This is a genomic window from Limnobacter thiooxidans, assembly GCF_036323495.1.
GTDB classification, from domain to species: Bacteria; Pseudomonadota; Gammaproteobacteria; order Burkholderiales; family Burkholderiaceae_B; genus Limnobacter; species Limnobacter thiooxidans.
On the sequence record NZ_AP028947.1, the window covers coordinates 3,036,078 to 3,057,753 of the forward strand.

The 21,676-nt window shown below is 51.7% G+C and carries 20 protein-coding genes; 12 read left to right on the top strand and 8 right to left on the bottom strand.

Translation table 11 applies throughout. The features are described 5' to 3' along the window. Window positions 1-106: 106 nt before the first annotated feature. The 5 genes from nudB to RGQ30_RS13845 all read right to left on the bottom strand — a co-directional run bounded on the left by nudB (window position 107) and on the right by RGQ30_RS13845 (window position 4,704). The gene (gene nudB / locus RGQ30_RS13825; protein ID WP_338284515.1) at window positions 107-607 is read right to left on the bottom strand and encodes a dihydroneopterin triphosphate diphosphatase; all 501 of its coding nucleotides are present in this window, start codon (window positions 605-607) and stop codon (window positions 107-109) included. An 11-nt stretch (window positions 608-618) separates the two neighbouring features. Beyond that, window positions 619-2,424: an aspartate--tRNA ligase gene (gene aspS / locus RGQ30_RS13830; RefSeq protein WP_130557663.1), complete on the bottom strand. Its 1,806-nt coding sequence runs from the start codon at window positions 2,422-2,424 to the stop codon at window positions 619-621. 15 nt (window positions 2,425-2,439) lie between these two features. After that, window positions 2,440-3,099 carry a DUF502 domain-containing protein gene (locus tag RGQ30_RS13835; RefSeq protein WP_338284516.1) on the bottom strand — a complete coding sequence of 220 codons (660 nt, stop codon included), beginning with the start codon at window positions 3,097-3,099 and terminating at the stop codon, window positions 2,440-2,442. After that, window positions 3,089-3,361, bottom strand: a complete 273-nt coding sequence (locus RGQ30_RS13840) for an FmdB family zinc ribbon protein (RefSeq protein ID WP_130557661.1) — start codon at window positions 3,359-3,361, stop codon at window positions 3,089-3,091. Before RGQ30_RS13840 ends, RGQ30_RS13835 begins: the two co-directional genes overlap by 11 nt. Before the next feature lie 221 nt (window positions 3,362-3,582). Next, window positions 3,583-4,704: a fatty acid desaturase gene (locus RGQ30_RS13845; protein WP_130557660.1), complete on the bottom strand. Its 1,122-nt coding sequence runs from the start codon at window positions 4,702-4,704 to the stop codon at window positions 3,583-3,585. Between the two features lie 115 nt (window positions 4,705-4,819). Between RGQ30_RS13845 and RGQ30_RS13850 the strand changes: the two genes are divergently transcribed. After that, a complete protein-coding gene (locus RGQ30_RS13850) occupies window positions 4,820-5,851 on the top strand; it encodes an AraC family transcriptional regulator (RefSeq protein ID WP_130557659.1) in 1,032 nt (343 codons plus the stop codon). 23 nt (window positions 5,852-5,874) lie between these two features. Here the strand turns inward: RGQ30_RS13850 and RGQ30_RS13855 are convergent, their stop codons facing one another. Both RGQ30_RS13855 and RGQ30_RS13860 read right to left on the bottom strand, forming a co-directional pair. After that, a complete protein-coding gene (locus tag RGQ30_RS13855; protein ID WP_298217005.1) occupies window positions 5,875-6,534 on the bottom strand; it encodes a sugar transferase in 660 nt (219 codons plus the stop codon). Between the two features lie 283 nt (window positions 6,535-6,817). Beyond that, complete coding sequence (locus RGQ30_RS13860) at window positions 6,818-8,119, bottom strand: capsular polysaccharide export protein, LipB/KpsS family (protein WP_130557657.1); 1,302 nt, start codon at window positions 8,117-8,119, stop codon at window positions 6,818-6,820. A 110-nt stretch (window positions 8,120-8,229) separates the two neighbouring features. Between RGQ30_RS13860 and galE the strand changes: the two genes are divergently transcribed. From galE to RGQ30_RS13880, 4 genes are all read left to right on the top strand, one after another. Continuing rightward, window positions 8,230-9,216 (top strand): UDP-glucose 4-epimerase GalE, encoded by a 987-nt coding sequence (gene galE / locus RGQ30_RS13865; protein ID WP_130557656.1) that lies wholly within the window; start codon window positions 8,230-8,232, stop codon window positions 9,214-9,216. After that, the gene (locus RGQ30_RS13870; protein WP_298217008.1) at window positions 9,217-10,254 is read left to right on the top strand and encodes an acyltransferase family protein; all 1,038 of its coding nucleotides are present in this window, start codon (window positions 9,217-9,219) and stop codon (window positions 10,252-10,254) included. A gap of 178 nt (window positions 10,255-10,432) precedes the next feature. Beyond that, complete coding sequence (locus tag RGQ30_RS13875; protein ID WP_338284518.1) at window positions 10,433-11,515, top strand: acyltransferase family protein; 1,083 nt, start codon at window positions 10,433-10,435, stop codon at window positions 11,513-11,515. Further along, window positions 11,496-12,284, top strand: a complete 789-nt coding sequence (locus tag RGQ30_RS13880; protein ID WP_130557654.1) for a WecB/TagA/CpsF family glycosyltransferase — start codon at window positions 11,496-11,498, stop codon at window positions 12,282-12,284. The genes RGQ30_RS13875 and RGQ30_RS13880 overlap by 20 nt, the downstream gene beginning before the upstream one ends. Here RGQ30_RS13880 and RGQ30_RS13885 read toward each other — a convergent pair. Further along, window positions 12,278-12,796: a serine O-acetyltransferase gene (locus RGQ30_RS13885; RefSeq protein WP_130558034.1), complete on the bottom strand. Its 519-nt coding sequence runs from the start codon at window positions 12,794-12,796 to the stop codon at window positions 12,278-12,280. The two genes, RGQ30_RS13880 and RGQ30_RS13885, sit on opposite strands and share 7 nt — an antisense overlap. Window positions 12,797-13,119: 323 nt before the next feature. On the opposite strand from RGQ30_RS13885, the gene RGQ30_RS13890 reads away from it, so the two are divergent. Genes RGQ30_RS13890 through RGQ30_RS13920 form a run of 7 tightly spaced genes read left to right on the top strand, consistent with a single transcriptional unit; the run spans window position 13,120 to window position 21,675 of the window. After that, window positions 13,120-14,307, top strand: a complete 1,188-nt coding sequence (locus RGQ30_RS13890; RefSeq protein ID WP_298217012.1) for an outer membrane beta-barrel protein — start codon at window positions 13,120-13,122, stop codon at window positions 14,305-14,307. Window positions 14,308-14,358: 51 nt separating this feature from the next. Continuing rightward, on the top strand, window positions 14,359-15,177 hold the full coding sequence (epsE, locus tag RGQ30_RS13895; protein WP_130557652.1) for a polysaccharide export protein EpsE: 819 nt from the start codon (window positions 14,359-14,361) through the stop codon (window positions 15,175-15,177). A 19-nt stretch (window positions 15,178-15,196) separates the two neighbouring features. Next, window positions 15,197-16,564 (top strand): Wzz/FepE/Etk N-terminal domain-containing protein, encoded by a 1,368-nt coding sequence (locus RGQ30_RS13900; protein ID WP_298217014.1) that lies wholly within the window; start codon window positions 15,197-15,199, stop codon window positions 16,562-16,564. 58 nt (window positions 16,565-16,622) lie between these two features. Next, on the top strand, window positions 16,623-17,501 hold the full coding sequence (locus tag RGQ30_RS13905) for a polysaccharide biosynthesis tyrosine autokinase (RefSeq protein ID WP_338284520.1): 879 nt from the start codon (window positions 16,623-16,625) through the stop codon (window positions 17,499-17,501). 3 nt (window positions 17,502-17,504) lie between these two features. Then, a complete protein-coding gene (locus RGQ30_RS13910; RefSeq protein WP_130557649.1) occupies window positions 17,505-18,956 on the top strand; it encodes an O-antigen ligase family protein in 1,452 nt (483 codons plus the stop codon). Then, window positions 18,953-20,440 carry a lipopolysaccharide biosynthesis protein gene (locus RGQ30_RS13915; protein ID WP_338284522.1) on the top strand — a complete coding sequence of 496 codons (1,488 nt, stop codon included), beginning with the start codon at window positions 18,953-18,955 and terminating at the stop codon, window positions 20,438-20,440. The genes RGQ30_RS13910 and RGQ30_RS13915 overlap by 4 nt, the downstream gene beginning before the upstream one ends. Beyond that, on the top strand, window positions 20,437-21,675 hold the full coding sequence (locus tag RGQ30_RS13920; RefSeq protein WP_130557647.1) for a glycosyltransferase: 1,239 nt from the start codon (window positions 20,437-20,439) through the stop codon (window positions 21,673-21,675). Before RGQ30_RS13915 ends, RGQ30_RS13920 begins: the two co-directional genes overlap by 4 nt. The last annotated feature ends 1 nt before the right edge of the window (window position 21,676 follow it).

The window sequence follows — 21,676 nt, forward strand, 5'->3', positions numbered from 1 at the left end:
TAAATATTGAAATATTGTTACGCAGTTTCATATCACCGCTTGCACAATTTACATACCGTATATGAAAAAAGGGGCCCCATGGGGCCCCTTTGTATTTTCATGGCAGTCAGGTCGATAACCGGTCAGCCAACTCGAGAATGGCTTGGGCATTGTTTGGCGAAAAGCACCGTTCAGCGGCTTGCCTGGCACACAGCCAAGCGAACCCTACATGCTCATTGCTTGCCAGTTGAGGTGAAAAACCATCTGGCATGCACACCATGAACCAGTGTTCCGTGTTTTGAGTCACACCCGCCGGGTAACGGTGACGCCAATGCTCGAAAATCTCGTATTGCAAACTGTGCGGCCAGGGCCGCAACAGCCCAGGCTCCAGCAATTCTGTTGGATGCGCATCACGCACGGTCGGCACAGGCATCGGAGTGGCTTTGAACCCGGTCTCCTCCTGCAATTCCCTGACTGCAGCCAACAAGGGCGATTCACCTGGAAAATCCAGGCTACCCGTTACCGATTGCCAATACCCTGGCTTGTCGGCCCGCTCTATCAATAAAAACTCCCCGCCCGGGTTGACCATGACAACCAACACCGACACGGGGATTTTGTTACCGCTCAAGTCAGCCTGCTTTAAGCAACGTTCTTGGGTTCAGCTTGACGCAGGCGAATGTGCAGCTCGCGCAACTGCTTTTCATCGACAGGGCTCGGGGCTTGAGTCAACAAACATTGCGCACGCTGGGTTTTCGGGAAGGCAATCACGTCGCGAATACTTTCTGCACCACTCATCATGGTGACGATTCGATCCAGGCCAAAAGCCAGGCCACCGTGAGGTGGCGCACCGTACTGAAGGGCATCCAGCAGGAAGCCGAATTTGGCGGCGGCTTCTTCTTCGGAAATATTCAACGCACGGAACACCTTGCTTTGTACCTTTTCCTTGTGGATACGCACGGAACCACCGCCCAGCTCCCAGCCATTCAACACCATGTCATAAGCCTTGGCCAAACACTTGCCAGGGTCCGTGGTCAGGTAATCCTCATGCCCGTCTTTGGGGCTGGTGAAGGGGTGATGGCATGCAGCCCAACGGCCGGCTTCCTCGTCCAGCTCAAACATCGGGAAGTCGATTACCCACAATGGCTCCCAACGACCCTGCACCAATCCGGCTTTCTGGCCAAACTCGCTGTGTCCAATCTTCAGGCGCAAAGCACCCATGGCATCGTTAACTACCTTGGCCTTGTCTGCACCGAAGAACAGAATGTCGCCATCGGCCGCACCACTGCGCTTGAGCAATTCAGCCAAGGCTGCATCGTGAATGTTTTTCACGATGGGCGACTGCAAACCGTCGCGGCCCTTGGCCAGCTCATTGACCTTGATCCAGGCCAGGCCCTTGGCACCGTAGATGCCCACAAACTTGGTGTAGTTGTCGATCTCCGAACGTGGAATTTCTGCGCCGCCAGGCACACGCAAGGCCACAACGCGACCATTGTCTGAATTGGCCGGACCTGAGAACACCTTGAAATCAACATCTTTCATGATGTCAGTCAGCTCGGTGAACTCCATTTTCACGCGCAAGTCGGGCTTGTCGGAACCAAAACGGGCCATCGCTTCGCCGTAAGCCATCACGGGGAAGGGGTTCTGCAATTCCACATCCATGGTCTGCTTGAATACCTTGCGGATCATGTCCTCGAAAAGGTCACGAATTTCCTGCTCACCCAAAAACGACGTTTCAATGTCGACCTGTGTGAATTCAGGCTGACGATCTGCACGCAAGTCTTCATCGCGGAAGCACTTGGTAATTTGGTAATAGCGGTCGTAACCAGCCACCATCAGCATCTGCTTGAACAACTGGGGCGACTGGGGCAAAGCGAAAAACTCGCCGGAATGCACACGGGATGGCACCAGGTAATCGCGCGCGCCTTCAGGTGTGCTCTTGGTCAACATGGGTGTTTCAATGTCAACAAAACCCTGTGCATCCAAATGGTTGCGGATGGCCATGGCCACCTTGTAACGCAACATCAGGTTTTTCTGCATTTGCGGGCGGCGCAGATCGAGTACACGATGGGTCAAGCGCGTGGTTTCAGACAGGTTTTCATCATCCAACTGGAACGGCGGCGTAACCGATGCGTTCAGCACCTCAAGACCCTTGCACAACAGCTCCACGGCACCGCTTTTCAAATTGCTGTTTTCTGTGCCTTGGGGACGCGCACGGACCAGGCCTTCGACACGCACACAGAATTCATTACGCAGTGTTTCGGCCGTCGCAAACACCTCAGCCAGATCAGGGTCACAAACCACCTGCACCAGGCCTTCACGGTCGCGCAGGTCGATGAAAATGACCCCTCCATGGTCACGGCGACGCTGCACCCAGCCACACAGTGCAATGGTTTGGCCCAAATAAGCCTGTGACACGTTGCCACAATAGTCAGTACGCATTTTCATGAATAGTAGTCTTGTTTAATTAGGTTGATTCAACACATCTTCAGGCGGTGCAACCACCCCCAAAGACACAATATACTTCAGCGCCTCGTCCACAGTCAGGCCAGACGGGCGCAGCAAATTTTCCGGCACCATGATCACATACCCGGAAGCCGGGCTGGGTGATGTGGGCACATACACAGAAACCAAGGCACCCTGATCACCCAGATTGTCTTGCAAAACCTGGGGTGGCGTACCCGTGACAAAACCCAAAGCCCAAACACCTGCATGGGGGTAAGGCACCAGCACAGACTGGCTAAACGCCTTGCCGGATGAACTCAACAAAGTGTCCGAAACCTGCTTAACACTGTTGTAAACAATATTGAATAAAGGGATTCGGGACAAAACCCAATCGCCTGTTCTAAAAACCCAGGCTCCGAAATAATTGGCAGCCACCATGCCGGTGACTAGCAAAACAGCCCCGGTCAGAATGATACCCAAACCTGGAATATGAACACCAAACAGCACCCGAGGATGCAATGCGTCAGGCAGCAACATCAGGCTTTGATCCATCAGCCCCACAAACAGGGACAGCACCCAAAGCGTAATGCCCAGAGGTACCCAGATCAAAAGACCTGTAAACAGGTACTTCTTGACCATTGCCGAATTCAAAACCGGAGGCGTTAGCTTAATTGGCATCTTTCGTGCCCGATGTGGAGGGGCTTGCTTTAGGCGCTTCGGCTGCTGGGGCGGCGGCAGTTGCCCCACCACCACTGGCCCCACCCCGAAAATCAGTGACGTACCAGCCCGACCCCTTCAACTGGAATCCGGCTGCCGTCACCTGCTTCGCAAAACTGGCCTGCCCGCAACTGGGGCACTGCGTCAATGGCGCATCACTCAGCTTTTGCAACACATCCTTCTCGAAACCACACGCTTCACAGCGATATGCATAAATTGGCATTTCCGCTACACCTGCAAATTCAGATACAAAACCCCCTATTATAAGATGCGAAGCTACATAACTCCAACACCCTGAATTTTAAAGACAAAAAAAGAGTGCTTTCCCAATGGAAAAGCACCCTTCATGTCGACAAAAGCGCGTCGGATGTTCTACGACCGCTCTGCGACCCCACCACTGCCCGCCCCCTCTAGCAAAGGACGGGTTTTCGGATCAACAGGCTCTCAGGCGGCCTGGTATCCATGCTCCTTGCTGGCCTGTTCCTTCATAGTCCAACGGTTGGCCCGCTTGAACGTACCCAAGTCATTGAACCGCACACCATTGGCTCGCATCACTTCATGGGCCTTCTTGGCTGTCATCTGGCGAATGTAAAACGGATCACGCACAACGAAATGGTGGATGCCATGGGTTGAGCCGAAGTTGAAGCAGAACAGGTGGGGAATGATGAACCACTTGCTGTTCAACACCTGGCATTGCTGCACAAAGTTGCCGTCTTCAATGTCGCCAAAGTAATGCATGTTCGAGCTAATGAAATTAATTGAGAACGAACGAAGCAAATTGGGTGCGAAGATCAACACTGCAACCGTGTTGGCAATGGCCACTGATTCCGCATTGACAAAGGCTGGCCAAGGCACGCTGTAGCCCACCGCCCAGGCAGCTGCTTCAATCGCCGAGTACGCCACATATGCGTGGAAGCTGATCCAGAAGGCGGATGCCAGCGGGAAGTTACCCGCCGCTCCGCGCATGATAGCCTTCAAGCGATATTTTGCAGGAATCTGGAAAATGCGCAGAGCAACACTCAATTCCAGGTCCAGCATCATCAACAAACGCAAGGGGGTAAAACGTTCGCCATTGGTAATCGCACGCTCTTCCAAGTCTGTTTCGGTGCCGGAATGCTTGTGGTGGTGCAAATGCAGGTGACGGCGCAACCAGGGGTTTACGGTACTGGGACGTGCAACCCACACCAGCGCCATCATCAGGTTGTGCATCAACTTGTTTTTACGGAAATACATGTAGTGGATCAGGTCATGTTCCAGTTCATGGGTAAAGCTCAGGAAAATCGCAATCACGGGAATCGTGACATACCAGGCCAACATGCCTTCGAGGTAGGCCCAGCCAGTTAGCGCAGCACCTGCCATGGAAAACAGCAAAATCGCCATGCCAATCGCGTCTTGATGCTGCAGGATAGGGTACTTGGCCCGAATGCGATCGCCCTCGGCGAGCACCGCGGTTTTAATGGCAGCAATGCGTTTTTGGTCTTGCACATTGATGCTGTTTTGCTTGATTCTTGAACCACCTTCGGCTTTGGCCGGCTGGCTCATCAGCTTTTCACTCAAACTTGACATACTGTTGCCTCTTTCTAGTTTTGGCTTTTGGTGATTGAAGTATGCTTGGGGTTAACTTGTAAAGCTTGTTCAGAGACGACAAGCCCATGACTTTCGGCGCCAATATAAGCAATCAATGAACAACAAAGCGTCCAATTCAACAGCAAACAACCCAACCGCACTGGCCAGCTGGATGCGTGGGCTGGCACGCGAGCTGGAACAGCAAGGCTGCAATGCCGCGGCCCTGTTTGAAGAAGCCGGACTGGATTTCAGCCTCCTGGACTCGCCGGAAGCCCGCTACCCGGTTGCCCAAACCACCCGACTCTGGCAAAAGGCTGTTGTGGCCACGGGTGATGAGGCGCTTGGAATCAAGGCCATTCGCCACATCACACCCGCCACATTTCATGCAGTGGGCTTAAGTGTCATGGCCAGCGAAACCCTTGAGCAGGCTTTTGGCCGCATGCGCAGGTTTGCAGACCTGGTCACCGATGCCAGTGAAATTGATTTGATAAGCAGCGATTCCAGCTTTATCGTGGAACTGAAAGTCAAAGATGGTGCGCAACCAGCCCATCAGTCCACAGATGGGTTTCTGTGCCTTTTGGCCAATGCAGGCAAAGGCTTGGGCGACGCCAGCCTGGTGCCACTGCGGGTTGAGTTGAGCCGCCCAGCCCCCAAGGCCGAAAATCTGAACTTGTTCGAGAAAAGTTTTGCAGCACCCTTGCTGTTCGACTGCGCCACCATGCGTATTGTTTACGACATTGAAACCGTGCGCAAAAAGCTCAAGGGGGCAAACCCCTTGATTGCTGAACACCTGGACCAAGCCAGCCAGGCCGCCATTGAACGGCTGAAGCCCGTACACAGCATCAGCCGAAAACTGCGGGCGTGGGTCGTCGGGCAACTGGAGAACGGCGCACCCGGAATTGATCAGGCGGCCCTGCACATGAACATGAGCACCAGGAATCTGCAGCGCAAGCTGGCCGAAGAAAACACCAGCCTGGCCACAATTGTGGATGACATCCGGCAAAGTGAAGCACAACGGCGATTGAAGCAAACCCAAGACTCTTTAACCGCTATTGCGCTTGACCTGGGCTTTTCCGATGCTTCAGCTTTCAGCAGGGCCTGCAAACGCTGGTTTGGCAAAAGCCCAAGCGACATTCGGGCAGGCTGACCGCCCGAAAGCCAGGAATCGACTTATTGACCACGCAACATGGCCAAAGGTGTTTTTGCCACCAAAGCCAGATCCATGGCAAAAGAAGCCTGATCCACATACAATTCATCGTATTTTGCGCGGCAAGCGAATGTGGTGTCATGCCTTGCATAAACCTGCCATGAACCAGTCAGACCCGGCTTGACAGACAGGTATTTGGCCAAGGCAGCGTTGTTATACAAACCCATCTGTTCACGGGCAAAGGGGCGAGGACCAACAACACTCATGCTGCCGTTCAGCACATTGATGAACTGGGGCAACTCGTCAATACTGCAACGGCGCAGCCATTTGCCAATCCAGGTAATACGCGGATCCACCTGCAACTTCTGGGTGGTATTCCATTCCTTTGCGATTTTTTCATCCGACTCAATCAGGTGTTTCAAAACCATTTCAGCGTTGACCACCATGGTTCTGAACTTCCAGCACTTGAATGTTTCACCGTGAAGGCCCACTCGCCGCTGATAATAAAACACGGGGCCACCGTCCAGACCCACCAGCAAAACGGCCATCAACAGAAAGGGCGAAAGCAGGCACAAGACCAGCAGTGAAAATAGAATGTCGAATATCCGCTTGAGGGTGGACCTTAAATAAGGAACCACATTGGCGGCGGAAACCTGGACAGTATCAAAATTATTGCGTTTCATATCGCAGCACACCGAAAGTAGGACGAAAGAACCCACACCTGAAAAAGGTGTGACGAAATTTGTGTCCTCGTTCCTGCCTTGATGGAACTTCATCAGTGCGGATATTTTTTAGAATTTCCTCGAGTGTTGTGGTTTCGTGAGTAAAGGGACAAACGGGGGATCCGTTCTGTAAAAGAAAACCCCTAGTGGGTGTAATCACATCGGGGCGCTTTACTGGCTTGGAATAGTTGAATGAAAAAACCCTCTGCTGAGCAGAGGGTTTTTAGGGAAATTCAATCCTTGTTCAGGCCTTATTGAGTAACCATTGAATTCTGTTGATGACGGGTGTCAAATCCGAATCAGGCTTGAGACTCCATGAACCCGGAACAAAATAGCTCTGACTCAGATAATGGACAAATCGGTCGATTTGACGCGGGTCTTTCTGATAACCCGACCCTTTCAATGCGAGCAACGCAACACGGGTGTCATGCACCGACCGCACCACAGTGCACACCTCACTGCGTGAATAAAAACTGTCGCCAAACACCAATGTTGGCTTGTGCAAGGCAATCGACTGCAATCCCACGGAAGAATTGATCACCATCACAAAACCACACCCCAGCAAGAGCGGCTGCACGGGCTCTGCACCAATCCAGCTGACCCCACGCATGCTGGACGCCAAATCGGCGTAACAGATCCGATCCATATCAACCGGGTGTAACTTAACCACGATTGGATAATTCGGTCCGTACACCTCTCGAATGCTGCTGTAACAGTGCAGCAGAAAATCGCGAGGATTTTTAAACAATGGGGAATTCAGCAAGAGTTGCGTGTCGTCATGCACTTGCAACACAATCAATGCAAATTCTTTTTTGTTTTTCAAGACGCTGTGCGAAGTGGAAAGCGTCAGGTTGGTGTGTACCCGTTTTGCTTTTTGCTGATCACGCAACTCGGGGTAGCGGGAAAAAAACCTGCGATCCAGTTTCGATTTGCATTTCAAGACAGCTCGCTGGAACAAGCTCAAGGGCACAATATGAGAAGGATGAGTTGGCTGCCCTGACACCACAACTGGAACAGGTTCACGCTCCCACTCGGCGCGGGAAAGCTCACAAATGCTTGCTTCGGCATTCACTCCGCAAGGGTCGATTTGCAAGGTATTCGGAAAGTAACCATTTTCCAGATACAGGATTTTCAACCCGTGCTTGTGGGCCAATATCTGACAAACCTTTCCCACGCAGTCGCTGCCATTCCACACAATAAACAAGGTAATTTTTCGATCGACCACAGCCCTTTCCACACAGCGGAAAACAGTGTTCACCCTGTCGCGCCACTCCTTGTGACTACCTCCATATTTGGCTTTCATGAAGCCGTAGACAGATTCATACTCTGCCTGGCTGAGAAGGGCATCGGTGCCTGAGTCTGTATCGTCGGGCAGCGCAAGCACCAGTGAATCCCCGCTTGCGTTGTTCATCGCAAACGCAGCCTCTGAAGGTGTAACAGCCAGATAAGTGGGACAAAAGTTGTAACGGGATTGCAGCGCACGTGCCAATGCAATCATGTACGGCCCCAGACCCAAGTAGGTCAATGGATATAGAACGTTGTTCATGGCAGAACCTCAGATTGAGTGTCAAAATTTTTCGGTGACAGATTGAAAAGCAGTAACGCATGAAAGGCATTCAAGCGCACTCAGGTGAACAAACGGATTAACGGGCAACAATGACAAATCTACACGTCTTGGTAGTTGGAGGCGCAGGCTACATCGGTTCACACATGGTGAAGCACCTCGCAAAAACAGGCTGTCGGGTCACGACGCTGGACAATCTGGTGAGTGGTCACCGTGATGCAGTTCTTCACGGTGATTTCGTGCTGGGTGACATCGCAGACAAGCCAATGCTGCAAAGGCTATTTGCCACAACTCAGTTCGATGCAGTCATGCACTTTGCCTCGTTTATCCAAGTGGGCGAGTCAGTTCAAAAGCCGGCCATGTATTACGAGAACAATGTGACCAACACGCTGAACCTGCTCGACACCATGAGGCTTTCGGGGGTCGACAAATTCATTTTTTCATCCACAGCGGCCACTTTCGGGGAGCCCCAATACAGCCCCATCGACGAACAACATCCACAGTTGCCAATCAACCCGTACGGCAGAAGCAAACTGTTCGTGGAGCGTATTCTTGATGACTACGAACACGCGTATGGCCTGCGTTCGGTTTGCCTGCGCTACTTCAACGCTGCAGGGGCTGACCCCGAGGGACAACTCGGCGAAAGACACGACCCGGAAACGCACCTCATTCCGCTGATCTTGCAAGCCGCGTCGGGGCGCAGGCCATCGATTTCACTTTTCGGACGAGACTACGACACACCAGACGGCACCTGCATTCGCGATTACATCCACATTTCTGACTTGTGCTCTGCGCACTGGCTTGCGTTATTGAGCCTGATGAACGGTGCAGGCAGCCAGCGATACAATTTGGGCAACGGCCAGGGTTTTTCAGTTCATGAAGTGATCGATTCCGCTCTGCGGGTTACGGGCCGTGACATCAAGGTGGTAGACGCACTTCGACGCTTCGGTGACCCGGCCCGTCTCGTTGCTGACGCCACACTGGCCACACAACAACTGGGCTGGCAACCCCGATTTTCAGACCTGGACATCATGTTGGACCATGCCTGGAAATGGGAACAACGCATGGCGTCCGGGTAAATGATCAACGATCGAACCCCATGGATCGACAACGCAAAAGCCATTGGCATTATTCTGGTGGTGTACGGGCATGTTGCCAGGGGATTGGTCAGCTCAAACATTGAGGCACCCACACCGTATTACCAGCTGATGGATCAGGTGATCTACAGCTTTCACATGCCACTTTTTTTCTTCCTGTCAGGTCTTTTCTTCATTCAGACGCTGGACAAAAAAGGGACCGGGAAACTGGTACTCAGCAAGGTGGACACCATCCTTTATCCCTATGTCGTCTGGTCATTGATTCAGGGTGGCATTGAAGTATTTCTGTCGCAACATGCAAACGGATCAGTCACAGTCAGCGAAGTACTTGCCCTGTGGTGGCAGCCACGCGCGCAATTCTGGTTTTTGTATGCGCTGTTCTTTGTATTTGCATTTGCATCCCTTACGTATTGGGCTTTCTCAACCCGCCGACACCTGCTGATATTCGGTGTATCGGTTGTGCTGTATCTGTTTCCGCCTCCGCTCACGCATTACATCATTCCCAATTTCATTGTGGGCCACCTGGTGTTTTTTTGCCTGGGTATTGTTTTCAATACCCACTTCCGAATTGCAAAATTTTCTTCGCTGACGTCACTGGTGTTAATCACAGCGGCCTTCGCAATCGCTCAATGGCTGTTCCACACAGTATTCGAATTTCGGTCAAGTGACAGAAATCCGGCATTGCTGGCACTGACTTGTGTATCCATCCTTTTCGTGGTTTCTCTGGGCGCCTATCTGGCCCAAAAAAATCTAAAATTTCTAGCGTTCATCGGAGCCTCCTCGATGGCCATTTATCTCATGCATATCCTGGCAGGAAGCGGCACTCGTGTTGTGCTGAGTAAGCTCCTTCACATTGACTCGTTCACCCTGCATTTGATAGCAGGTTGCATGGCCGGAGTTCTCGCCCCCTTGCTTGCTGTGGTTATCATCCAGCGATTGAAAATTCCTTTTGTATTCTCAGCCCCGATCAGCAAATTTTTAATCCAGCTCTGCAACAGATTCCGCATTTCCCATCATTGACCCAATCCCCTGAATACGCGCCGCTACAAGGCTTTCGCCTGCGCATGGGTTAGCTACATCAAGCTAATTCCAACGCGCAATTTCTCACTCTTCCTCCTGCACTGTTAGGCTGGGCGCACTCTGTGGGGGCTTAACACTCATCGAGATTTTGTTCAATTTTTGGGGAGATTTTATGTCGATGAGCAAGCCCGCTACCAACTTCCAGTGGAATTCCCTGGACGGTGCAAGAGCATTGAGTATTGCGTGTGTTTTGGCCTGTCACCTGTTACCACTGGGGCCAAAAACTTTTTTTGATTTGAATATTGCCGTCGGGCAATTTGGCATGGCCATATTTTTTGCACTGTCCGGCTTTTTAATTGCACACAAGTTGATGACTGAAAAATCGCTGGCCGATTTTGCAGTCAATCGCGCGGTTCGTATTTTCCCCCTGCTCTGGCTGCTGTTAATTCTCAGCTTTGCCTGGCGCCTGCCGGAGCTCGAATTCAAGGCAGTCAGTTCACATTTCCTGGTGTTCGTGAATAACTTGCCTGAACTTTACCTGCGCGAGACAGAGCATCTCTGGAGCGTGTGCGTTGAGGTTCATTTCTACATTCTGGCGGGCTTGTGCTTTTTCCTGCTGCGCCGCTCGGGGCTTTACCTGCTGGTCATGGTGGGCGTGTTGCTGACCCTGTACCGTTTTCAGGAACAGGCCCTGTTCAACACCACCACACTCTTCCGTCTGGATGAATTGTTGATCGGTCTCAGCGTAGGTTTGCTCTGGCATTCCGACAACAATATCGCGCGCCAACTGAAGAAAATATTGTCGAGCATCAACCCTATCTTCATCATGATTGCCCTGGCTGCGGCAAGCATGGCGCCTCCCCATCCGGTCTTGTTCGTACTGCGCCCCTACATCGCCGCCGTGTTGATCGGTGCACTGATCTACAACCAACAGGCCGGCCTTAGCAAACTGATGTCTGCTTCATGCTGGCAGTGGCTTTCAAAACACGCTTACGCGCTTTACATCATTCACCCATTTTTGCTTACCACATGGCTTGCATCGGGCGACAAAATGACCATGTACATGAAGCGTCCCCTGCTGTTCCTGGTGCTGTTTGGCCTGGCGTACTTTTCCACGAAATACTTCGAAAAGTTCTTCATCGAAATGGGCAAAGAATGGTTGAGAAAACGCAAAACTTCCGTACCCAAGCCTTTTATTACACCTGCGCCTTCTGCAGCTGACTCAATCATTTACAAGCGCCATGCGAAAAACACTGTTTGATATTGAATTCTCTGCTGTAACGCAGGCTCAGGCAGTGAAGACCATTCTGGACTGGGTGGCCGAAGAAGTACCCAGTCCAAAAATGGTTGTCACACCCAATGTCAACCTGACGATGTTACAAAAAGGCAATCCGGCGTTTCGCCGGATTTTGAACTCGTCCAGCCTGTGCCTGGTGGACGGCAAACCAATTTATTGGGCTTCCCGATGGTTCAATGTCGGCCTGCCGGAAGTGGTCACCGGCAGCGACCTGGTGCCAGCGATATTTGCTACCCATCAAGCCACACGCAGTGATGAAAAACTCAATGTGTATTTGCTGGGCGCAGCTGAAGGTGTTGCCCGGCGCGCGGCAGATAGAATCATGGACCAACACCCGTCTGTCCATGTTTGCGGTGTGTACAGCCCACCTTTCGGATTTGAAAAAAACCCCGTTGAATGCAGAAAGATTTGTCAGAATATTCGGGACAGCAAAGCAGGTCTGTTGATCATTGGTTTGGGCGCACCCAAACAGGAATTGTGGGCTGACAAACACCTTGAACACACTGGTGTGAATGTAGCCATTTGTGCGGGGGCCACCATTGATTTCATGGCTGGGGAAAAAGCCCGGGCCCCGGTCTGGATGAGAAAAACCGGTCTTGAATGGCTTTTCCGACTGCTTTCAGAACCCAAAAGACTGACCAAACGCTACGTTCAGGATGGCTTGGCGCTACCAGGCCTGTTTTGGTCTGAATATCGAAAGACTGGCAGGCGAGCAACATCAAACCGTCAGTGAACCGGACTTTGACGCACAACGCGCCCCGGGTTTCCTACCACCGAGGCGCCCTCCGGCACATTGGACAACACAATGGTCAATGCACCCACTTTGACATTTGAACCAATGTGGACCGGGCCTATTACATGTGCACATGAACCAAAATCCACATTGTCGCCAACCACAGGTGCAGCACCACCATCGCCTTTGTCGCCAAGCGTCACACCTTGACGCAAAGTGCAGTTACGCCCCATCACCACCGCCGGGTGAATGAAAATGCCACCGAAATGCCAAATTCTTAAACCCGCCCCAATAGCCGCAGCCTTGGGCAGACTGATTCCTGTCACGGTTTCAACAAAGCGATACAACAACCAATACCACTGAAGCATGAATCTCTTTCTCCATCCATCGGGTCGCTGATCGATTCGCCGACCCAATCTGTAAACCCAGATGGCCCACAGCGATTGCTCTCGAAGCAGAGCTTTCCAGCTGCCGCCAGCACGTGCCAAATCTGATGACCAGTCTTGATCCATAGACAACAAATACTCCACACCCGGTTAAAGTTGCGATTGACTTTACACCAGTGCACTCCTGTTTCCCCCTCCCCGATTGACCGATGCACGCCACGATATGAAAGTGATTTGCTTCAGGCGCAGACACACTGTCACATATCACCACAAGTGATTACCCACCCCTACCCAGACCGGAGGTATCAAGCCGCGTGGTGTTACCTTGCGCGTATTGTTAAGCGTTAAGAAAAATTACCAACAAAACTAGGTTGCTTGTGCGAGTTTCAGAACATCACCGTGTGGCTTCCACGCCAAAGCCGTGGCTTTCGCCCAGACGGATGTGCTCATTGCTGAGCGTTCTGATGTCTGGCGCGCACCTTTCCGCACAGGCTGCTCCGCTTGAGCCCAGCCAGGGCATTGCACCCTATGCAACCCTCACACACACCTACGATTCCAATCTGCTGAATCGTTCTGAAGAAGGGCCTGGAGCCGACCCTGAATCTGATCAAATTGAGCGGATTGAAATTGGGACTCACATCAATTTTCAGCTCAGCAGGCAAAAGTTCAGCGGCGCACTGTCGTTCAGCGACACCCGATATGACCGATTTACAGAACGCAATGCCGATGGAAACGCCCACCGCCTGCGCTGGGATTCTGAAATAGGCGAAACACTGACAGCGTCTATCGAAGGTGGAATGTCATCGGATCAAGCGCCGATTCAAACAGGATTGGTGACTGCAGTGCAAAGGGAACAAGGCTACGCCAATGCATCCCTTGCATGGAAATTCCACGCAAACTATTCAGTGGTGAGTCAGCTCTCCAAAACCAATACCCGATTCGTTGGAACCGAAAACAGCGACGATGCTGTACTCGCAGGCCTGAATCGTGATGATGAACTGGGCCACATTGGTATTGCCTATCACCCAGGAAGCGGCAGCACCATTTCTCTACTGTTCAAGCAAGCAGACGGCTATTTTCCAATTCGCCAAATTGTGGCACCGGGTCAAAGTGTATCCAATGACTTTCACCAGAATGAAACAGAGCTTCTCGGTCAGTGGAACTGGTCTGAAATAACGGCATTCTCGCTGTCACTTTCTTCGGTTCAACGCGACCATGAAGAAATCCCTCGTCGTGACTTCTCGGGTACCAATTATCGGCTGGAAGTATTCTACCGGCCCACGGTGAAAACCAATTTCAACCTGACCTGGGGCAAACAGATTGTGGGTGTGTCCGATGCAACAAACTCTGACGCATTGGCACGCCAACTGTTTTTAGGCATGAACATGGAAGTCACTGACAAAGTACATTTCAAGCTGGCCTACCGTCCCCAGAATCTTCAATTTGATGGAACCGATGGTTTCAGTACGGCACCCAGAACGGAACGTGTGAAGGAAGGCATTGCGAGTCTTGAATATCAGCTTCAACAACGCATATCGCTAGGCGCCAATTTCCGCAACCGAAGCCGCGCCACCACCATTGAGAATGCAGATTACACCGCCAGTTCCATGAGCATTTTTCTGAAGTATGTGCACTGATCCTCAGGTCCATCTTCAACCCCTACACTGAATTACTTGGCAGAGACCCACATGTTCAAACGATTTCTATCCACACTGCTGCTTCTCGGTGCACTCACCCCCTTGCATGGCGCCAGCCCCGGTGATCAATATCGACTTGGAGGTGGAGACCTGATCAACATCACTGTATTCCAAAACCCGGACTTCAATGGAGACCGTCGAGTCTCTGAGACGGGAGAAATCACTTTCCCACTGGTGGGTGCCGTCTCCGTTGGAAAACTGACCGTTCAAGAAGCAGAGCAGCTGATTGCGCGAAAACTGAGTGAAGGCCAGTTCGTGATCAGCCCACAAGTGTCCATCGTACCCATCGAAATGCGCAGCGCTCAAATCTCGGTCATAGGACTGGTGGGCAAACCTGGACGTTATCCGCTGGAATCGCGCAACACCCGACTTACCGATGCGCTCAGCATGGCGGGCGGTATTGTTCAATCGGCCCCATCAGTGAGCTTGAATGGCGGCGACATCGTGGTGCTACAGGGCATCAGGGACGGTGAGCGTTTTTCAAAAACGATTGACCTCAAAGAGATCTTTCTCAAGGGCAATGATGAACTCAATGTGCTTGTGGCGGGCGGGGACACCATCTATGTCAACAGGGCGCCTCAATACTATGTGTATGGCGAGGTACAACGGCCCGGCGTCTACAAGATTGAAACTGGAATGACGGTGCGTCAAGCTCTTGCCCAAGCAGGCGGACTTACACCGCGCGGGTCCCAGAACGGCATTCAGATTTTCCGCAAAAAAAGTGATGGCAAGGAAACGGTTGTCAATCCTGACCTGGATCAGCCTTTGCTGGACAACGACACCCTTTTCTTCAAACAAAGCATATTTTAATCAAGCGCAGGACATATTCATGACATTCAACCAACTGCAATTGATCTTTCGGGCACACCTCCAAGTCATCGTGATCATCATGTTCGTGGTGTTGTTTGGTGCCCTGGTTACAGCGTTCCTGATACCCAAATCCTACACAGCAAAAGCAACGCTGGTCATCGATGTACGCTCACCCGATTCTGTGTTCGGTAATTCGGGTCTGCCATTGACCTCCCCTGCCTACATGAACACGCAAGCTGAAATCGTGGTGTCCGGACGCGTGATTCGCCAAGCCATCAAAACCTTGAAACTTGATGAAGACGAAGACTTGAGAGCCCAGTGGGAAACGACAGAACAAGAAGAAAGCGAATATCAAAACTGGCTGGTAAACCTTGTGCAAAGCCGGATCGAAGTGGCGCCGGGCAAGGAAAGCAACACCTTGCAGATTACCGCCTCAAGCAGTTCGCCCACCTTCTCGGCTGAATTGGCCAACGGCATTTCCCAAGCCTACATCACGACCTCCGTGGCCTTGAATGTTGAACCTGCAAAAGTGTATGCCCAGTTTTTTGATGAGCAACAACGCGAGGCAAGAGAAGAACTGATTGCTGCACAAACCCGCTTGTCTGACTTTCAAAGAGAACGTGGAATCGTGATTGCAAGCGACGATCAAATCGATGTTGAGAATGCAAGACTGAACGAACTCTCAAGTGCGCTAACCCAGGTACAGGCTGAAAGCGCAGAACAGTTCAGCCGTGCAGCTAGCTCGGGGGACAAAGGGTTGATTCAAGACCCAATGAGCAATGTGGTTCTGAATACACTGAGAACACAACTCCAGCAAAAGCAATCGGTTCTGGCTGAGGCATCGGCCCGGATCGGAGAAAACCATCCTGAATACCAACGCCTTAAGGCCGAGGTTCAAGCTTTGCAAAACAGCGTGAATGAGGAAATTCTGCGCAGCAATGCCACCTTGGGTGCTGGAGCAAAGGCGGCAGCAGGACGTGCGGCCAGCTTGAGCAAGGCGCTTGAAGAACAGCGCAGGAAAATTCTGACCATGAAAGAAAACAGCGATTCAGCCATGACCTTGAAGCGGGACCTTGAGGCAGCAAAAAATCAGTTTGAATTGGTATCAACGCGAACCAGCATGTCGGAAATTTCAAGTCGCCAAGCCAACGCCAATGCGTTCCTGGTCACTGAGGCCAGTGTGCCCAAAGAGCCAAGCTCACCCCGCCTGGGACTGATCGCACTCAGTGCACTCCTTTTTGGGCTTGCACTGGGTTCAGCAATTGCCTGTGTCACTGAATATCTGGATCACCGTGTGCGATCCAAAGATGACTTGTCTTTGCTCGGCCTACCTACGCTGGCCCTGATTTCGTCTGGTAAGCCAGACTGGCGCCGCCTAGCCAATTAAATACAGATCATTCTTGGGTATCACCATGACAGCCAATACACCCGCAGCAACTAGAACCATGAACTACATTGAAAAACCCACTGGCTTGAACGCTCAAGATCTGCCACCTCAAACAATCGGCAATATCTTGGTCAGCGCAGGTCGGCTTACTCCCGAGGCTGCGGAACAGATACACCGCAAGCAAGGCGACAACAATATTCTTTTCGGAGAAACAGGCATTTCGCTTGGCTTGATTAGCCGCGAAGACCTGGAGTATGCAATAGCACGACAATTTGAATACTCCGTATTGAAGAAAGGAGACAGCGCAATTTCCGAAGACCTAGTGTCGGCTTACGATCCTTTTGGCGGAAAAGCCGAGGCTTTTCGCGAGTTGCGTACTCATCTGTTGTTGCGCTGGATAGAGACAGAATCAAAGCCAAAAACCTTGTCGATCTTGAGCACGCAACGTGGTGAAGGCAGAAGTTATGTTGCATCGAACCTTGCGGTGTCATTTTCACAATTGGGCCTGAAAACACTATTGGTCGATGCCGATTTGCGCCACTCCCACCTTCACCATCATTTTGGTATCTCAAGCCGCAGGGGACTGTCCAGTATTCTGCAAGGCAAGGGTGACCCAGGTTTCATTCTGCAAATTCCTGAAATTCGAAACTTGTCCGTTTTGCCCGCGGGCCCGCATGCACCCAATCCCCAAGAGCTCTTGTCACAGGTACGCTTTCCAGATTTGCTGAACGAACTTGCTGCGCATTTTGACCTTGTTGTTCTGGACACGCCGGCCTCCCTCCTCTATTCCGATGCAGTAGCGATTGCAACGCGCACAAGCGCCTCGATTGCAGTGGCGCGCCAAGGCTATTCCAAAGTTGAGCAACTGCGCCAATTGAAGGAAAGCATGTCAAGGACCGGTGGCAATCTGTTGGGATCGGTACTGCTGGACTTTTAAGGTATGACCCCTACACCCCACATTCCTTTGCTGACATCAGACCATTCACAAAGCCCAGACAATCCATTTTTGAATGCAATTCAAAGCGTGGGAAATCCTCGACAAATTGCAATCAAATTTTTTGCACTACTGGCTTTGCTGGCCTTTGGCGGGGTGGTGGGTGCCTATGGCGTTCGTTTTGGAGAACATGCCATTTTGCTGTTGGCAGCCCCGTTGATTATCCCGTTAGGGGTTCTGCTGTTCATTCAGCCAAGGCTGCTGTTTTATCTCTTGATTGCTTCGCGTTGTGCACTGGACCCCATCCTGGAATCAGCCCGATTCTCATCCAGCTTCGGTCTGGGCGCCTTGCTGAATTTGTTGTTGATTGCATGCGCGGGCGTCCTGTGCATACAGCGCACCAAAGCTTCAATCCAGCAAAGCATTGTGTTGTGGGTTGCACCGCTGCTGGTGATGATGCTAGGTGTCAGTTATGCACCGGAACTGATTCCTGCACTGAAAAGACTTGTTGCCTTTGTGAGCTATTTCGCAGTGTTCACCATTGGCTTCATTCTGGCCAGCGAAGAACAACTCAAGAGGCTGCTAAAAGTGATTGTGTTGTCATCCCTGGTTCCGCTGGGTGTGGGGTTTTATCAAATAACGACAGGGGGTATGGCCAGTACTGGCCGCCTGGCCGCCACTTTCACGCACCCCAATATTTATGCCTTTTATTGCCTGCTGGTCGTCATCACATTGGTATACCTTCAACGAATGCACGCGAGAACACAAGTGCCCACAGGGACTGCACAGTCGATGGGACCAACGATCGCCATGTGGCTTTTGCTGCCGTGCCTCTTGCTGTCGATTGTCATGACCCAAACGCGCAGTGCCTGGGCGGCGTTGATCCTGCTTGGCCTGGTGTACGGTATTCTTTTTTCAAAACGAACCTTGTTCGGAATGTTGGCAGTACTTGTATTGGCAGCCTTGTTGCCAGCGGTTCAGGAACGGATCATGGATCTGTTTTCAGGCAATGAAGTTGTTCAATACGCCAAATTGAATTCGTTCGCCTGGCGCCAGTACATTTGGGAAAGTGGCTTGAACTGGATGAGCCCCTCTCGATATTTGTTGGGCTATGGAATCGGTGGGTTTTTCTATCATTCCGTGGATTTCTTCCCGCTGTCAGGGGGAAATTATTTCGGTGCGCACAATGTATTTGTTGAACGGCTTTTTGACGGTGGCTTGGTGGCGATTGCCGTGTTCTCAATCTTTTTTGCCGTGCAGTTTCATCATGCACGCAAGTTGCTGAAACAGGATCAATTCACAGGGCTGGTTTACTTCTGCCTGATGTTGTCGTATCTGGTACTCAACTTTTCTGACAACGTCATCGATTACCTGGCTTACAACTGGTACTACTGGGTAGTCGCTGGTGCCATGTATGCACACGCCCGACAAATCCCACCTGCCAACACAAACCCGTGAACGCACAATCACTTCGCGGTGCCTATTTGCTTGTGGCCGGCAAAGGGCTTTCTGCGGTGATCGGGCTGGCCAGCATGCTGATTCTGGCTCGCCTGCTCGACCCTGAAGATTATGGGCTCGTCGTTCTGGTCGAAGCGGTGGTCACATTACTGGCCGCCGTGACTGAACTGCAAATGGCCTCGGTGCTGATTCATTTGCCCAAGGTCAACGATGCACATTTCAGCACGGCCTGGACATTGAACCTGATACGTGCCTTCGCACTGTGCTTGCTTGTCATTTTAATCGCGCCATGGCTTGTCGAGTTTTATGACGAACCCAGACTTTTGAGTATTGCTTATATCTCGAGTCTTTCCCTTTTTCTGGGCGCCTTGCTGAATCCAAAGCTGGCCATACTGATTCGCGACCTCGACTTCAAGAAAGACTTTATCTTGAATGTCAGCCAGAAGATTGCCGGCTTTGTGGTGACCGTTGCTGCAGCCTACTACTTGCGCAGTTACTGGGCCTTGGTACTGGGCACTCTGGCCACGCAGATTTGCGGCTTCGTGGTGTCCTATTGGTGTTACCCATTCAAGCCATCATTCACCCTGAGCAAAGTGCGTGATTTGTGGGGCTACTCGGTTTGGCTGTCGCTGGCCAACTTTGTCAAAACACTCAACATCAAGCAAGACCAGTTTTTGGTGGGGAAAATGTTCAGCACAGAGACAACCGGGTTTTATTCGATGGGCACTCGGCTTTCCAGCGTTCTGTTTACCGACACACTGGGTGCTGCCCTTCGTGTGATTTCACCCAGTCTGCGGGCCTACACCGCCGACAAAGTGGAATTGGGCAAAGCCTATTTGCACGCACAAAGTCTGGTCACCCTGGTTTTTCTGCCACTGGCCAGTGTCACCAGCGCATTGGCCTATCCCTTGATTGAATTCACACTCGGCAACAAGTGGATAGAAGTCACCGAGGTGTTCAGGTTCCTGGTTTTGGCAGTGTGCCTTGAAGCGATTGGTGGCGTTGGTTTGTCGGTTGTGGTGGCCACGCTGAATACCCGCCTTGCATTTCTGCGGGACCTGGTTTCGATTGTCATTCGCGCTTTGTGCATGGGCGCAGGCCTATACCTAGGCGGCTTCATCGGTTTATTGGCTGGGCGGGCCTTGTCATCGGTGATCGATCTTCTTCTGTATTTCACCATCGCGGGAAAGGTCACCGGACTGCACATCCGCAAGCAGCTGTTTCTGAGTTGGCGCACTTGGTTGGCCTGCGCACTGGTTTATCCATTTTTGTACTGGATAAAAACCTGGCCAGTCATGGAAATTGGCGATTCAAAATTGCATCAAGCAGCCGGACTTTTCGGTCTGATTCTGTTGGGATTGCTGATGCAGTTTGTCATTCAGGGTTTGCTGTGGCGAGTCAGTGGCAAGCCCCAAAGCATCGAAGTGGTGTTCATGGCCTATTTGAAAGGCAAATTCAAACTGCAAGGACAAAAATCATTTTGACTGCGAAAAAAATTGTCTATCTGGTGAATCAATATCCAAAAGTCAGTCACACCTTCATACGGCGGGAAATACTGGCGCTTGAAACCTTGGGATTGAATGTAATGCGCCTGTCTGTCAGGGGCTGGGAAAATGAATTGCCCGACCCCGTGGATGAACAAGAACGACAAAAAACCCGTTACCTGCTTCGCCAAGGTGTGGGAAGCCTGTTGTGGTCGGGCATGAAGGTTTTCATGCAGCGTCCCGCGACATTTCTCAACACCCTGTTCGTTGCCTTGAGAATGGGAGTTCGTGCTGACCGGGCCTGGCCTTTTCACTTGATCTATTTGCTGGAAGCCTGCAAGGCCTTGGAATGGCTTCAGCAAGACAATATTGAGCATGTCCATGCGCACTTTGGCGGCAACTCCACCGAAGTCGCCATGCTGATTCGGCTGCTCGGTGGGCCACCTTACAGCTTTACGGTTCATGGCCCCGAAGAGTTCGACAAGCCCGAATTCATTCATTTGGGGGCCAAGGTCAAGCACAGTGCATTCACCGTGGCAATTACTTCGTATTGCCGAAGCCAGATCTTCCGCTGGATACCTTATTCACAATGGCACAAGGTTCAAGTCGTTCGCTGTGGTATTGATGCGCCTTTTCATGAAAACCTGCCTGACACCTTTCCAGCCGAACCCCGCATGGTGTGCATTGGTCGCCTGTGTGAGCAGAAAGGCCAGTTGATTTTGCTGGAAGCAGCCTTGAAGCTGAAACTCAAGAAAATCAGTTTTTCGTTGGTGTTGGCTGGCGACGGGGAAATGCGTCCAGAAATTGAACGCCAGATTGACGCAATGGGTTTGCGCAAGCACGTGCAGGTCACGGGCTGGATTAGCAGCGCACAGGTTCGGGAAGAAATATTGAAATCAAGGGCGATGGTGTTGCCAAGCTTCGGCGAAGGTCTGCCTGTTGTGATCATGGAAGCCATGGCCTTGCGGCGACCGGTGATCAGCACCTACATTGCCGGCATTCCTGAATTGGTACAGGCGGGCCAGAATGGCTTTTTGTGCCCTGCGGGTGATGTTGATGCCTTGGCCTTGCAGATGGAACTGTGCCTGACCGCCCCTACAGAAACCTTGGTGCACATGGGCTTTTTGGCCCAGCAGGCCGTTCTCGCGCAACACAGTGTTGACATCGAGGCGGGCAGGCTCGCTCACTTGTTCTCAAACAGCAATTCCGGCGAATTCACGCCCAAGGGAGGTTAAG